The 14,784-nt window shown below is 70.4% G+C and carries 13 protein-coding genes; 6 read left to right on the forward strand and 7 right to left on the reverse strand.

Translation table 11 applies throughout. From position 1 onward, the window contains the following. The first annotated feature begins 409 nt into the window (after positions 1–409). Genes AVP41_RS09710 through AVP41_RS09720 form a run of 3 tightly spaced genes read left to right on the forward strand, consistent with a single transcriptional unit; the run spans position 410 to position 4,419 of the window. On the forward strand, positions 410–2,623 hold the full coding sequence (locus tag AVP41_RS09710; protein WP_082829148.1) for a sigma-70 family RNA polymerase sigma factor: 2,214 nt from the start codon (positions 410–412) through the stop codon (positions 2,621–2,623). A 9-nt stretch (positions 2,624–2,632) separates the two neighbouring features. Next, the gene (locus tag AVP41_RS09715; protein WP_067163799.1) at positions 2,633–3,028 is read left to right on the forward strand and encodes a YrdB family protein; all 396 of its coding nucleotides are present in this window, start codon (positions 2,633–2,635) and stop codon (positions 3,026–3,028) included. Beyond that, on the forward strand, positions 3,025–4,419 hold the full coding sequence (locus tag AVP41_RS09720) for an FAD-binding oxidoreductase (RefSeq protein ID WP_067163802.1): 1,395 nt from the start codon (positions 3,025–3,027) through the stop codon (positions 4,417–4,419). Before AVP41_RS09715 ends, AVP41_RS09720 begins: the two co-directional genes overlap by 4 nt. Here the strand turns inward: AVP41_RS09720 and AVP41_RS09725 are convergent. The 7 genes from AVP41_RS09725 to AVP41_RS09755 form a co-directional block, all read right to left on the reverse strand. Beyond that, a complete protein-coding gene (locus AVP41_RS09725; RefSeq protein WP_067163804.1) occupies positions 4,395–5,063 on the reverse strand; it encodes a hypothetical protein in 669 nt (222 codons plus the stop codon). The genes AVP41_RS09720 and AVP41_RS09725 overlap by 25 nt on opposite strands. 67 nt (positions 5,064–5,130) lie before the next feature. Then, positions 5,131–5,910, reverse strand: a complete 780-nt coding sequence (locus AVP41_RS09730; RefSeq protein WP_067163806.1) for a glucosamine-6-phosphate deaminase — start codon at positions 5,908–5,910, stop codon at positions 5,131–5,133. Further along, entirely contained in the window at positions 5,903–6,832 is a 930-nt protein-coding gene (locus tag AVP41_RS09735) for an ROK family protein (RefSeq protein WP_067163809.1), read from the reverse strand. The genes AVP41_RS09730 and AVP41_RS09735 overlap by 8 nt, the downstream gene beginning before the upstream one ends. A 1-nt stretch (position 6,833) precedes the next feature. Next, the gene (locus tag AVP41_RS09740) at positions 6,834–7,676 is read right to left on the reverse strand and encodes a carbohydrate ABC transporter permease (protein WP_067163811.1); all 843 of its coding nucleotides are present in this window, start codon (positions 7,674–7,676) and stop codon (positions 6,834–6,836) included. Beyond that, positions 7,673–8,596 (reverse strand): carbohydrate ABC transporter permease, encoded by a 924-nt coding sequence (locus AVP41_RS09745; protein ID WP_067165765.1) that lies wholly within the window; start codon positions 8,594–8,596, stop codon positions 7,673–7,675. The genes AVP41_RS09740 and AVP41_RS09745 overlap by 4 nt, the downstream gene beginning before the upstream one ends. Positions 8,597–8,707: 111 nt before the next feature. After that, positions 8,708–9,988, reverse strand: coding sequence for an extracellular solute-binding protein (locus AVP41_RS09750; protein WP_067163813.1), 1,281 nt, complete (start codon positions 9,986–9,988; stop codon positions 8,708–8,710). A 98-nt stretch (positions 9,989–10,086) separates the two neighbouring features. Next, on the reverse strand, positions 10,087–11,262 hold the full coding sequence (locus AVP41_RS09755; protein ID WP_067163816.1) for an ROK family transcriptional regulator: 1,176 nt from the start codon (positions 11,260–11,262) through the stop codon (positions 10,087–10,089). A 188-nt stretch (positions 11,263–11,450) separates the two neighbouring features. On the opposite strand from AVP41_RS09755, the gene AVP41_RS09760 reads away from it, so the two are divergent. The 3 genes from AVP41_RS09760 to AVP41_RS09770 are packed head-to-tail and all read left to right on the forward strand — an operon-like array spanning position 11,451 to position 14,780. Then, complete coding sequence (locus AVP41_RS09760) at positions 11,451–12,857, forward strand: L,D-transpeptidase family protein (protein ID WP_231902725.1); 1,407 nt, start codon at positions 11,451–11,453, stop codon at positions 12,855–12,857. Positions 12,858–12,876: 19 nt separating this feature from the next. Then, positions 12,877–13,845, forward strand: coding sequence for an acetylxylan esterase (locus AVP41_RS09765; RefSeq protein ID WP_067163822.1), 969 nt, complete (start codon positions 12,877–12,879; stop codon positions 13,843–13,845). Next, the gene (locus tag AVP41_RS09770; RefSeq protein WP_231902726.1) at positions 13,842–14,780 is read left to right on the forward strand and encodes an N-acetylglucosamine kinase; all 939 of its coding nucleotides are present in this window, start codon (positions 13,842–13,844) and stop codon (positions 14,778–14,780) included. The genes AVP41_RS09765 and AVP41_RS09770 overlap by 4 nt, the downstream gene beginning before the upstream one ends. Positions 14,781–14,784: the final 4 nt, after the last annotated feature.

Below are 14,784 nucleotides of genomic sequence, written 5' to 3' on the forward strand. Positions count from 1 at the left end.
GGGAGACAACGGTAGGCGGGGCGGGTGCGCCCCCCAGCACACTCCGCCCCGCCTGCCCCGTTGCGGGTTCTGGAACTCTCCCCCCAGATCGTTCCGGTCTCCCGATGGACGGCGTCGATCTTCCGATCCCCCAGATCTCGATCGATCTCTCGATCCCCCAGGCCGTCCTTGGTCGCCGTCGCCGCGTCGGAGCACCTCCGGTCGCGTCGGGTCAACGGCTTCCACAGGATGAGATGCGCCCCTCACGGATCTATTACGCGGTTCGCCGAAAAAGTTCGCCGGCCGTCGCGGTGACCTCCGGACCCCGCCCGGTCTCGGGGGGCGAGGAGGCCGACGACCGTGAAGGGAAGCGGATTCACAGATCCGCGTCATAACATGCCTGTCGGTGCGTCTCTTGTGTGAGAACACCATGACTATGAACGACGAATCCCCCACCACCACGTCCGACCTCGCCGACGCCGACCTCGTGCTCCGCACCCGCTCGGGCGACAGCGAGGCCTTTGGCGAGCTTTGGCGACGCCACTACCGTTCGGGCATCACGGTCGCCCAGTCCATCACGTCGAGCCTCGACCCCGACGATCTCGTGCAAGAGGCCTACACCCGGATCTATCGATCGATCCAGAAGGGCGGCGGCCCCACCGGGTCCTTCCGCGCCTACCTCTTCACGAGCATCCGCAACACGGCGGCGGGCTGGGGCCGCTCCCGCAAAGAGACCGCGATCGACGAGCTCGACGCCGTCGAGGATCCCGACGCCAGCACCCACGAGACCGACGAGGCACTCGACCGCGGCCTGACGCACCAAGCGTTCCGAAGCCTGCCCACCCGGTGGCAGGAGGTGCTCTGGTACTCCGAGATCGAGCAGATGAAGCCCGCGGAGATCGCTCCGCTCCTGGGCATGAAGCCCACCGCGGTCGCCCAGCTCGCCTTCCGAGCCCGCGAGGGGCTGCGGGAAGCCTGGATCCAAGCACACCTGCGCTCGGTGAGCGACGACTCCCCCTGCGCGTGGACGATCAATCGTCTCGGCGCGTATGCGCGGGGGAACCTCGCCAAGCGCGACCAGACCAAGGTCGAGGCGCACCTCACCGAGTGCGCCCGCTGCACGATCGTCGCCTCGGAGGCCAAGGAGGTCTCCCATCGACTCGCCATGATTCTTCTGCCCCTCGCGATCGGTGCGGGTGCGGCCACGACGTACGCCGCCACGGTCCAGGGCGGTTCGGTCCCGCTCGCCGCTCTCGCCGCCGGGGCATCCCAATCCATGCCCGGCGCCGTCGTCGCGGGTGCGTCCGCCTCCACCACGGCTGCCGCCAGCGGCTCTGCCGGTTCCGGTGGGGTCGGCGGGTCGGCGGGGGCGGTCGCTGCAGCCGGTGCGGGTGGCGGTGGTGTCCTCAGCGGCGCGGGCGGCATCGTCGCACTCGTGACGCTCGTCGCGGCGGGAACCGCGGTGGCCGCGGCGATCGTCGTGCCTCAGCTCGTGAGCGCGAACCCGCCGTCCGCGGGCGGCCCCGTGCTGCCCGGCGCGCCGATCGACGACGGCTCGAACCCGGTGGTCGATCCCATCGCGCTGCCGACACCGGGGCCGACGCCGAGTGATCTTCCGACTCTCGCCCCGACTCCTCGCGCGACGACGCCCGCCGCGCCGGAGGGGGACCCGCAGGTGGACCCGGTGCGTCCCGCGCCGACACCGTCTGCGGACCCGACTCCCACGGTCGATCCGACGCCCACGCCCGAGCCCACACCGGTGCCGACCCCAGACCCCGAGCCGACGCCGACGCCGACTCCGACTCCGACGCCTGACCCCGAACCGACGCCCACACCCACCCCGACACCGACTCCGAGCCCGACTCCGACTCCGACGCCGACTCCGACTCCGACTCCGACTCCGACCGTCCCGGCGTACATGGAGTCGTCGCCCGAGTTCTCGGGTGCCGTGTTCGCTGGCGAGCCCACGCTCACCGAAGTCGACTTCGTGGTCATGCTGCAGGGCGCTCCGGGCGCCTCCGTCGACGTCCTCGTCAATGGCACCTACCTCAAGTCGGCTCTCATCGGCCCCGACGGCACGACGACCGTCCCGCTGCATTCGGAGCCGGCACCCAACCTGTTGTGGAATCCCACCATCGGTTTCCGTTACGCCTGGGAAGACCTCCGCGGACCGCAGATGCAGCGCAGTCTCCTGCAGATCGCCTTCGCCGCGGGGCTGAATGGGGAGTCGCCGGGAACGGGCGAAGGAGATCCCGGAGAAGTGCCCGTGATCACCGTTCCCTCCGGCGATACCGGAACGTCTCCCGCCAGCCGTACCGCGCCGACGACGTCGGTCCTCGCCCCGGCGCCGCCGAGGGTGGGCGACCGGTCCGTCACGACGGACGACGCCGGTGACGCGCCGGCGTCCACGAGCAGCTCTGGCAACGAGGTGGCCGGCCAGAACACCGCACCGGCCCCTGAGACCGAGACCGGGACCACGGGCGGCACCGGCGCGGAGACCGCGTCCGGCGACCAGACTGCATCGGACCAGGAATCTGCGTCTGGGTCCACGGCCAACCCGCCGTCGGCTGACGACGCGGCGAGCGCTTCGAACGGGACCGACGGCACGGCCCTGACCGGATCGTCGGCCGAGGGCGGCCCGTAGACTCGAGGCATGGCCGATCTTCCCGCCGTGCGCCCTGAGGCACCGGCTGAACCCCTCCCCGCCGGAACCCGGCCCCGTCTGAACGCCCTCGACGTCGTGGCCTTCCTGTGCGAGGTGTTCGCCATCGTGACACTCGCGCTGTGGGGATTCGCCGGCTTCGAGCTGCCGGTGAACATCATCGCCGGCATCGGTGCTCCGCTCCTGGCGGTCCTCGTCTGGGCGCTGTTCGTCTCGCCTCGTGCCGTCGTGCCGGTGCACCCCTTCGTCCGCGCCTTCGTCGAGCTCGTCGTCTACCTAGCGGCCACACTCGCGTGGTGGAGCATGGGCTACGCGTGGATCGGCCTCGCGTTCGCGGTCGTCGCCGTCACCGTGGGTCTCATCACGGGGCGCCGCCGCCTCGCATGACCGGCGGCGACGTCGTCGACCTGCTGCGGTCCCGGCTCGGTGACCGCGTCGACACACGCCCCCACGCACTGGGTGAGGCACGCGCCGACCGCTCGGGCCACGCATCGCCGGGCGACCCGCTCGCCGTCGTCTACGCAGAGAGCGTCGAAGACGTCCAGAACACGCTCCGCATCGCCCACGCCCACCGCGTGCCCGTGGTCACCCGCGGTGCCGGCACGGGACTGGCTGGCGGCGCGAACGCGGGACCGGGACAGATCGCTCTGTCGACCCTGCGGATGGATCGCCTCATCGAGGTACGCCCCGATGATCTCCTCGCTGTCGTCGAGCCGGGAATCCTCAACGCCGCCCTCAATGATGCTCTCGCGGCCCACGATCTGTGGTGGGCACCCGACCCCGCCAGCCGGGCGATCTCGACCGTCGGCGGCAACATCGCCACGGGCGCCGGAGGCCTTCTCTGCGCGAAGTACGGCGTCGTGCGCGATGCCGTCCTCGGTGTCGACCTCGTCCTTGCGGATGGAAGACTGCTGCGCCTCGGACGGCGCACCGTCAAGGGCGTCACGGGACTGGACCTCACCTCCCTCGTCATCGGGTCCGAGGGCGTTCTCGGCGTGATCGTGGGTGCGACGCTGAAGCTGCGGCGCCGGACACCCGGCGAGCCGCGCACGCTCAGCGCCGAGTTCTCCGACGTCCGCGCCGGAGCCGTCGGTGCTGCCGCGATCACGGCATCGGGCGTGCAGCCCTCGATCATGGAGCTCATGGACGCGCCGTCACTCGCGGCCGTGCACCGTCTCCTCGACCTTCCCGCCCCCGCCGAGGGCACCGCGCAGCTCACGGTGCAGACCGACGGCACCGGCGCCGAGGCCGACATCGAGGTCATCGCCCGCATCCTCCGCTCGCTGGGCGCCACCGTCACGATGGCCGCCGATGCGGCCGACGGTGAACGTCTGTGGACGATCCGACGGAGCATGCACGCCGCGATGGCGAGCCTCGGAACGACGCTGATCGAAGATGTCGCGGTGCCCCGCAGCGCGCTGCCCGCGATGTTCGACGAGATCGCGCGGATCGAGCAGCGCTACGGACTGCAGATCCCGACCGTGTGCCACGCCGGCGACGGAAACCTGCACCCGAACTTCGTCTTCGACGGCCCCGAGGTCCCCAACCGCATCTGGGCCGCCGCCGACGACCTCTTCCGCGCCGCGCTGCGCCTGGGCGGAACGCTCACGGGCGAACACGGCGTGGGGGTCCTCAAGCGCCGTTGGCTGGCCGATGAGCTCGGCGAAGACCAGTGGGAGCTGCAGCGCCAGATCGCTCGCGTCTTCGACCCCGCCGGCATCCTGAATCCGGGAAAGGTGTTCGACCCTAGAGATCACGCAGCCGGCGGGAACACCTGAACCGTCGGCGGCGGCGTCCGGCGAAGCCCCAGGACGATCGCGGCGATACCGAGCCCGAGCGGCACCACGAACATCGCCAGGCTCGACAGCTGCCAGAGCGTGATGAGGGCCAGCTGGTCGCCGGCGCCGGCGTTCACGAGTGACACCGAGGCGATCTGGGTGATCGCGCCGACACCGACGACGACGAGCAGCCCCCACGCCGGCACGCGGTTCCAGGGCCGTGGCACGACGCCGGCACGCCAGATCTCAGCGACCGCCAGCGCGGCCGCGCCGATCCAGAGGACCTGGTACGCGTCCCCCCACCACACGCGGGCATCATCGGTCGTCGTCAACGGCCCGAGCGTGAGGTCGGCGAGCCCGGAGGCGAGCCACATCGCGAGCGGCACGACCGCCAGCGCGGTGAGGGCGATCACCCCGGCGCGGCGTCCCGCCACGACAGACCCACGGCCGCGCCAGCCCCAGGCGAAGAGAACCATGGCCGCCGCGAAGGCAAGCTCGCCGAGGATCCCGACGGTGCTCCGGAGCACGGGCACGTCGAGGCCGATCCCGGCACTGAGCACGAAGGGAAGCACGGCGCTCGCGACGAGCAGCGCACCCGCCCAGACCCAGACGATGAGATCGGAGGACTCGGTCGAGGCAGACATGTATTCAGCCTAGGACGCGGCGGTCACCCGCCCGGGATCGTTGTGCGACGCTCCCGGAACCGGACGCTCAGAGGCCCTGCCAGGCCGGCTTGTGCGCGTAGGTGTAACGGTAATAGTCGGCGTGGCGGAGCCGAGACGCTGCCGCCTCGTCGACGACGACCGTCACGTGCTCGTGCAGCTGGATCGCCGACCCCGGCAGCGAGGCGGTCACCGGGCCCTCCACGGCACCCGCGATCGCTTCGGCCTTGGCCTCCCCGAACGCGAGGAGGAACAGGTGTCGCGCGCGCAGGATGGTGCCCAGCCCCTGGGTGATGCAATGCATCGGCACGTCGTCGATGGAGTCGAAGAAGCGTGCGTTGTCCACGCGGGTCTGCTCGATGAGGGTTTTCACGCGCGTGCGGGAGGCGAAGGAGGATCCGGGCTCGTTGAAGCCGATGTGGCCCGAGGTGCCGATGCCCAGGATCTGCAGGTCGACACCGCCCGCCTCGGCGATCGCGGCCTCATAATCCTCACCGGCGTGGGCGATCGTCTCCAGCGCCCCGTTGGGGGTGTGGATCAGGCGCGGGTCGAGACCGAGCGGCTCCACGACCTCACGGGTGATCACCGAACGGTAGCTCTCGGGGTGCTGAGGGTCGATGCCGACGTACTCGTCGAGAGCGAACCCGCGGACCCGAGAGACGTCGATGCCGTCCAGCCGCGGCCGCAGTGCTTCGTAGACGGGAAGCGGCGTGGACCCCGTGGCAAGTCCGAGGACGGCGTCCGGCCGGGACTGGACGAGGCGCACGATCTCGTCGGCGACGAGTGCACCGGCGTCGGCGGGCGTGGGGACGATGACGACTTCAGCCACGGGTGAGGGTCTCCTGTTCATGGGTGGACGCGCCGACCAGGGCGGCGCCGAGTGCCGCGGCCGGCGAGCCGGGGGCGAGGACGTCGACACGCTCGGGCAAATGCAGCGAGCGGAGGAAGGGGGATGCCGCAGCACGGGTCTCGAGCTCCGAGAGCACCGGTCTCAGCATACGATCCCCCAGCGCCGTGAGCCCGCCGCCGAGAACGACCGTGTCCACGTCGGCGGACAGCACCAGCACGCGGACGGCCGCCGCCACGCCGAAAGCGAGCCCGTCACGCAACGGGATGGCTCGCGCGTCGCCGCGCTCTGCCGCGTCGAAGACGTCGCGCACCGGTAGGTCGCCCGGCTCCCCCCAGCGACGCGCGAGCGAACCCCCGCCGGCGTACGCCTCGATGCATCCCCGCTGTCCGCAGGGGCATTCGGGGCCGTGTGGATCGATGGAGATGTGCCCGATCTCACCGGCCGCGCCCCGCGCTCCGCGCCAGACCTCTCCGGCCATCGCGATGCCCGCTGCCACTCCGGTACCGAGGTTCAGGTAGGCAAGACTCCCCCGCCCGCTGCCCCGGAGGGCCAACGCCCCTCGTGTCGCCGCCTTCACGTCGTTCTCGACCGTCGTGGGAACACCCAGGGCGGCGCCGACGAGCGCCGCGAGATCGAGGTCCTCGATGCCGAGGTTGACGGCGTGGGTCACGCGGCCCGTGCCCGGAACGATCTGTCCCGGCACGCCGATGCCGATCGAGGCGAGTGAGGAAGGGGCGATGCCCGACTCGGCAGCCAGATCCCGAACGGCCGCGATCACCGTGGCGACGACGGCCTCGGCACCCCAGCCGCTGGGCCTGCGGGCGCGAGCGATGATCTCGCCCGCAGGCGTGACGGCGACGACGTCGGTCTTGGTTCCCCCGACGTCCAGTCCGATGCGCATGTCAGCCTTTCACCGCTCCCGATACGAGACCGCTGGTCATCCGGCCCTGCACGATCAAGAAGAACACGATGACGGGAATCGCCATCAGGGTCGACCCTGCCATGACGACGGCCCAGTCGGTGGCCTTGGTGGCCTGGACGAAGCTGCGGAGCCAGATGGGAAGGGTCTGCGCCTCCGGACGCGTCATGATGACGAGGGCGAAGACGAACTCGTTCCAGGCCTGGATGAACGCGAAGATCCCGGTGGACACGAGGCCCGGCGCCAACAGGGGGAAGGTCACCCGCCAGAAGGCCTGGTTACGACTGCAACCGTCGATCATCGCCGCTTCTTCGAGGTCGGCGGGAACGCCGTTGACGAAACCGCGGAGCGTCCAGATCGTGAAGGGCAGCACCATCGCGATGTACACGGCGGCGAGTCCGATGACGGTGTTGAGCAGTTGCCAGCCGTCGAGCACACGGAAGGTCGAGATGATCATCGCTTCGGCGGGGATCATCTGGATGACGAGGATCGCGATGATGAACGTCTTGCGCGAGCGGAACCGGTATCGGGCCACCGCGATCGACGCGAGGAAGGCGAACAGCAGCGCCGCCACCACCGTCAGGACCGTCACCGCCAGCGAGATCCCGAGGGCGGGGAGGAACCCGCCATCGTTCCACGCGGCCTCGAAGCTGCGGAGCGTGAACTCATCGGGCCAGAGGTGCGGCACGTCGCTCTTGACGGCGGAGCCCGGGAGGAAGGCCGTGTTGACCATCCAGTAGACCGGGAAGACCGAGCAGACGAAGACGACGATCGCCGCCGCGTTGAGGGCGACCCGGCCGGTCCGCCGGCGCGTGCGCGCGCTCACAGGTCCTCCTCCGTCTTGAGCATGGTGCGGATGTACGAGGCGGAGATGAGGAGAAGGATGACGACGAGGATCACCGCGATCGCCCCGCCGGCTCCGAGGTCACCGGTCGCCATCGACACGCTGTAGATGTAGACGCCGATCGTGTTGGTGTCGGCGCGGACGCCGCCCACGGTCTGCAGGGCGTAGATCTGGGCGAACACGCGGAGGTCCCAGATGATCTGGAGGATGAGCAGCACGATCAGGATCGAGCGCACGTACGGCACGACGATGAGCCGGAAGCGCTGCCAGGCGCTCGCCCCATCGAGGGAAGCGGCTTCCATCACCTCGTCGGGCACCTGCGTCAGGCCCGCGTAAGTCGAGAAGGCCACGAACGGCACGGCGCCCCAGGTGATGATGATGGCCGCGACCGAGAAGAAGCTCAGTGGATCGCTCAGCCAGCTGTGCCCGGTCCAGTCGGTGCCGGTGACCTGGGTGAGGAAGTAGTTGACGAGCCCGTAGTCGGTGTCGAAGATCCAGCCCCACACGATCGTGGCGGTCAGCGCGGGCATCGCCCAGGCCAGGAGCAGCCCCACCGAGACGACTGTCCGCATGACACGGCCGAGGGCCCGCATCATGAGGGCGATGGAGATCCCCAGCACCATCGTCGCGACCACGCTCACGACGCACAGCACGATGCTGCGCGCCAGCACGATCCAGAACTCGCTGTCGCCGAGGACGCGGAGGTAGTTGTCGAGCCCGATGAAGGGGGCCGGGGCGCCGAAGATCTGTGCCCGCCCGTACTCCTGGAACGACATGACGACGAGCTGCACGAGCGGCCAGCCGATGAAGACGAGCAGCATCACGAGCGAGGGCAGCAGCAGCGCCAGCGGCATCCCCGTGAAGCGGCGGCGGCGTGGGGCGGCGCCGGGAGGCGGGGCCATCGCTGCCCGCTCGGGCGCGAGTGTGGTGGGGACGGTCACCGTCCTCCTCCTTCTGTCGAGGGAGCCGTCCCCCCGGGGCCGGGTTTACCCGGGGGAACGGCGGGATCGAGATCAGCCGTTGAGGATCGACTCGATCTGGGTGTCGAGATCGGCGGCGAGGGAGGCGATGTCACCCCCGTTGGCGATCTTGACGAAGAAGTCCTGCAGCAGGCCCTTCGCCTCGACGTCCGCCCACTTGGGCGAGGCCGGCGTGAGCTTCGCGTTGGCGGCCGCCTCAGCGATCACCTTCGCCAGCTCGGGCGTTGCCGCAGCGACCTTGTCTCCGAGCGACTTCTTGGCCGGGACCAGGCCGTTCTCAGCGAGGATGGTCTGGTACTCATCGCTCAGGATGATCTCCAGCGCGCTCTTGGCGAGCTCCGGGTGGGCGGAGCGGGCCGCGATGCCGATGTTCGAGCCGCCTGCGAAGACCTGAGCGGCACCGCCGTCCTTGCCGGGGAGCGCGAAGTAGCCGAGGTTGTCGGTGAGGGCGGTGTCCTTCTTGTCCTCGTCCGCGACGATCGACCAGTAGGCCCAGCTGGGCGCCGACAGGGTCGCCGCCTTCTCCGTGCGGAACGGGACCCACGCCTCGGTCTCGTCGCCGTCCTTCGCGGCGAGCGACGCCTTGGTCATCAGCTCCTGGACCTGGGCGAGACCGGCCAGCGACGCCTCGGAGGACAACTGCGCGTCCCAGGTGCCGTCACTGTTCTTCACCGCGACCTCGCCGCCGTTCTCCCAGATGAACGGGAGAGCGTTGTACCAGTCCTTTCCGGGGAAGTAGACGCCGGAGACCCCCGACAGCTTGTCAGCGAGCGTGACGCCATTCGACACGTAGTCGGCCAGGGTGCTGGGCGCGGAGACGCCCGCCTCCTTGTACTGCGCCGTGTTGTAGAACACCACGCGTGCGCCGGAGTAGTACGGCGCGGCGTAGAGCTTGCCGTCCCAGGTGCCGGCCTCGACGAATCCGTCCAGCAGGTCGGAGCCGCCCAGCTTGTCGGAGATGTCGCTGAGGTCCAGCAGCGCACCGGCTGACGTGAAGGCGGCCGCCTGCGTGTTGCCCATCTCGACGATGTCGGGGCTGTCGCTGGAGGAGAGGCTCGTGGTGAGCTTGTCCACGAGACCGGTCCACTGCTGTTCCTCGATCACGATCTTGCTGCCCGGGTTCGCCTCGGCGAACGTCGTGGTCAGGTAGTCGCGCGCCGCCTGGGGCGTGTCGGTCCCCACGAGCCAGACGCGCAGCTCGGCGGGTTCCGGGGTGCCGTTGCCGGTGGGCGTCGTCGCACCGCCGGTCGAACATCCCGCGAGGATGACGGCCGAAGCGCCGAGGAGCGCGAGGGCTCCGAGCTTCTTGTTCATGTTGTCTTCCTTCTTGTTTCTCTTGGTGTGTCGGACGGGATCGGGCGATTCCGTCCGGAAGGACGGGTCGTCGACCCATCCGGGGGTGATGGAGCGCGTCAGGACACCCCGAGCCGTCCTGACAGGACCATGACGGCCGCGCCGCGAAGGACGATGTCCTCCCCGTGCTCCGTCATCCGCACGCGCACGCCGTCGTGGAACTCGGCCAGGGTGCGCGAACGCAGGGTCTCGACGGTCGCCTCGGCCAGCGGCCCGTCAAGCAGTTCAGCGGGACCGGAGAGCACGATCTCCGAGAGATCGAGCGCACCGACGATGGGGGCCAGCGCGATTCCCAGCCGCTCGCCGGCGTCCTGGAGGATCGCGGTGCGGTCGGCGCCCGCCGTGGCGAGCCGCCCCTCGATCGCGGGCACCGACAACCACGCCTCGAGGCAGCCGACCTTGCCGCAGACGCACCGCGGACCCCCATCGGTGCCGACCGTGACGTGGCCGATCTCACCCGCGGCGTGGCGGCTCCCGGCCATCGGCTGCCCCCCGGAGAGGAGTCCGGAACCCACACCGCGGCCGACGCGGACGAGCATGACGTCGTCGGCGGCGCCTCCGAACGTGTACTCCGCGAGCACGGCGGCGTTCGCGTCGTTGGCGACGAGCACGGGCAGGGCCAGCGCCGAGGTGAGGGCACCCGCCAGATCGACGTCACGCCAGCCGAAGTTCGGAGCGGTCAGCACCACCCCCCGCTCATCGACGACACCGGGACTTCCGACGCCGATGCCCAGCACGGGAGCGTGCGCGTCCGCGACGAGAGTCCGGGCCAGCGAGACGACCGCCTCGACGATGTCGACCGGATCGCTGGGCGCGGCGACTCCGTGGCGGGCGACGATGTCGCCGTCGAGCGTGAGGACGGCCCCGAGGAAGCGATCCGTTCCGGACAGGTCGAGGCCGACGATGCGGTGTCCCTCGCGATCGAGGTCGACGAGGATGGCGGGCTTGCCCGGCCCCGAGGCCTCCCGCACACCGCGCTCGGCGACGTACCCGTCGGAGATGAGCTCGGCGACGAGGTCGGAGATGGTCACGCGGGTCAGTCCCGTCTCCCGGGAGAGGTCGGCGCGGCTCATGGCGCCGTGGTGGAAGAGGTTCTGCAGCACGAGCGAACGGTTGTGCGCGCGGGCGTGCTCGGGCAGCACCTTCACCGCGTGGCGGAGGCTGCGCCCGGCGCCGAAGGCGCGACCGCCGCTGGCGAGGCCGGCAGGCTGACGCAGGGAATCCGTTCTCGACATGTTTGTTAGTAGACCTTACGAACTAGACCGGCGCAAGAGAGATGCGTAATTCGGAAGGATCATTTACAAAACCGTTACATTGCCCCGCCCTCGGCACCTGCCGGTCGACGAGAGCCCCGTCGCGTACCATGGAGGAGCGCCCGTGCGCCGATCTCCGGCCTCCGCGCCACCTCCCTGGGAGTGACACCGTGAGCGAACCGACAACCCCCGCCGATGACGCCGCCGCGCCGACCGTGCAGTGGGCGCCCGCGACGGAAGCCCCGCGCCGCAAACGGTGGGGCCTGCGCCTGGGGATCCCGGCCGGCGTCGCCGCGGTGGGACTGGTCGCCGCCTCCCTCGTCCTCATCGCTCCCGGCACGGCGGTGGCCGGCGTTCCGGTCGGTTTCCTCACCGCCGGCGGGGCGTCCGACGCCATCTCGCAAAGATTGGCCACGACGACGGTGACCCTCGGCGACGGCGGGCCCACGCTCACGGCCGCGGAGCTGGGAGCCGAAGTCGACGCCGGCGCCCTCGCCGGACGCGCATTCGATGCCCACCCGATGTGGAACGTTGCGCAGTGGTTCGGCGAGACGACCGACGCCGAGATCACCCTCGACCCGACGGTCGCCGCTTCCGCGCTGCAGAAGGCGTTGCCCGACCTCTTCACCTCCCCCACGGCGGCAACGGTCACGTTCGACGGGAAGACGTACGTCGCGGAGCCCGCCGTCGTCGGCCAGGGGATCGATCTCGAGGCCCTCCAGTCAGCCCTCGACACGGCCTTCGCCGAGGGGCGGACGACCCTCGTGATCGACCCGGTCCTCGTCCCCGTGGAGGCGGCCGCCACGACCGCCAAGGCCGAGGCCGCCGCCGACCGGCTCAACGCGCTCCTGGCCGAGGTCGGTTTCTACGTGGGCGATGAGCGCACGGTTCCCGTCTCCGCGAAGACAGCAGCCTCCTGGCTCACCATCGAGGCCTCCGACGAGGGCGACTTCACGATCAACGCCGATGCCAGCCGAATCGAGGCCGCCGTCGCGGACCTCCGCGACGCGATCGATCAGGACGTCGCCGACGCGACCGTGGTCACCAACAGCGCGGGAGACGTCCTCCGGACCGTGAAGGAAGGCAAGGACGGTCGCGTGCTCGGCGACACCGCCGGTGTCGCGGAGACCTTCGCGGCGCAGCTCGCTGCCGGCGACGGCGCCCTCGTGCTCCCCGTCGAGGTGACCCCGCACAAGACGACCGAGCTGGCCCGCCTGCTCGAGGTCGACCTCGGAGCCCAGCGCCTCTATCTCAAGGAGAACGGGAAGGTCGTCGACACCTGGCTCATCTCCAGTGGCCGGCCGGGGGCCGTGACGTATCCCGGTCACTTCCGCATCGGCTGGAAGACGTCCTCGCAGGACATGAAGGGCACGGCGCGCGACTCGGGCAAGGCGTACACCCAGAAGGACGTGCCGTGGGTCATGTACTTCAACGGCAACCAGGCGTTCCACGGCGCGTACTGGCACAACAACTTCGGCAATGTCATGAGTGCCGGCTGCGTCAACATGCCCCCGGCGAAGGCGAAGAGGATCTACGACTGGTCGCCGGAGGGGACCGACGTCTGGATCCACGGATGAGTGTCGATAGTGTGGCTTCGTGCCGCGTTTCGACCTGAGCCGTCCAGAGCTGGAGGCTTACCTTCCCGACGTCCGTGAGCCCGCCGATTTCGACGATTTCTGGCGACAGACCCTGGCGGAGTCCCGCGCTGTGGCCGCACCTCCGGTGCTCACGCTGCAGCCGACCCCGTTCACGACGCTCGACGTCTTCGACGTCACCTTCTCGGGCTTCGCAGGTGACCCCATCAAGGGCTGGTTCACGGTCCCCCATCGCGCCGACGGCCCGCTCCCCGCGATCGTCGAGTACATCGGGTACAACGGCGGTCGCGGCCTCCCCGTGGAGCGGTTGGGCTGGGCGTCGGCGGGGTACGCCCACCTGCTGATGGACACGCGCGGGCAGGGTTCCGGATGGGGCACCGGTGGCGCCACCGCCGACCCGCACCCGAGCGGGCCTGCGGCCGCGGGATACATGACGCGGGGTATCGAGGATCCCGCGTCGTATTACTACCGGCGCGTGTTCACCGATGCCGTCCTGGCGGTCGACGCCGTCCGGACTCTGCCCCTGGTCGACCCGGCGCGGGTATCGGTGACCGGCGGGAGCCAGGGCGGCGGGATCGCCCTGGCCGCCGCGGGGCTGTCGGAAGGCCTCGTGGCCGCGCTTCCCGACGTGCCCTTCCTATGCCACTTCGAGCGTTCCGTGGGCCTCACCGACACCGACCCCTACCAGGAGGTCGTGCGCTACCTCTCGGTGCATCGCGGAGCCGATGACCGGGTGTTCGACACGCTCTCCTACTTCGACGGCGTCAACCACGCCAAGCGCGCCACGGCAGCAGGGCTCTTCTCCGTCGCGCTCCACGATCCGATCTGCCCGCCGTCCACGGTGTATGCCGCCTACAACCACTTCGGCGCCTCCGACAAGGCGATCGAGGTCTACACGCACAACCAGCACGAGGGTGGACAGGCCTTCCAGTGGCTGGCCCAGACGGCGTTCTTGGGCTCGCGGTCGTGAGCGCGCACGACGACGCCCTTGCGGGCGTGCTCTCCATCGACGCCGGGCAGACCGGCATGAAGATCCGGGTGCGACTGGGCGATGTGGTCCACGAGACGACGCTTCCGGGCATCCGCACCAACACGCTGCTCCTGCCTCAGCTCGCCGACGCCGCCCGATCGGCGCTGCAGATGTCGGGCGTCGCCCCGGCGGTGCTGGCGGCGGGGGTCTCCGGCCTGACCGCGGCCGGTGCCGACCCCGCGCACCTGGCCGCGCTGTTGTCGGACACGCCTCTTCGCCGCGTGATCCTCGCGCACGACGCGACGACATCGTTCCTGGGCGCCCTCGGGGATGCCCGGGGTGCGGTCATCGCCGCCGGCACCGGGGTCGTCACCCTCGCGGTGGGACGCGACGCGGTCGCCCGCGTCGACGGCTGGGGCCACACGATGGGCGACGCCGGCAGCGGCTTCTGGATCGGCCGGGAGGCGCTCGTCGCGGCCATGCGCGCGTTCGACGGGCGCGGGCCGGCCACGAGCCTGCGCGCTGCGGTGGAGCAGAGCTGGCCGGAGCTTTCCGATGCCTACATCCAGCTGCAGTCCGACCCGGACTGGGTCCGCCGGGTGGCCTCGTTCGCCGCGCCCGTGGCGGCCGCAGCCGCCGGTGGCGACGCGGTCGCCGTGGCGATCCTGCACCGAGCCGCATCAGAACTGGCTCAGAGCGTGCACGCGGGACTGATCCGCGTCGCGGCCGGCGACGACCCCGACGCGCGTGTCTGCGCCTTGGGCGGCGTGTTCCGCTCCCCGCTCCTGCGCGAGGCGTTCGTCTCAGAGCTCGATCGGCTCGGGGTGCATGCCCCGTTGGAGGCGCCCCGCGGCGAAGGGATCGACGGCGTCGAGGCGCTCTCGACCCTGCCCGGCGATCACCCGCTGGCCGCGCTCACGTGGACCAGCGGGTGACGCC

This window comes from Microbacterium sp. TNHR37B, assembly GCF_001620065.1.
Classification (GTDB): Bacteria; Actinomycetota; Actinomycetes; order Actinomycetales; family Microbacteriaceae; genus Microbacterium.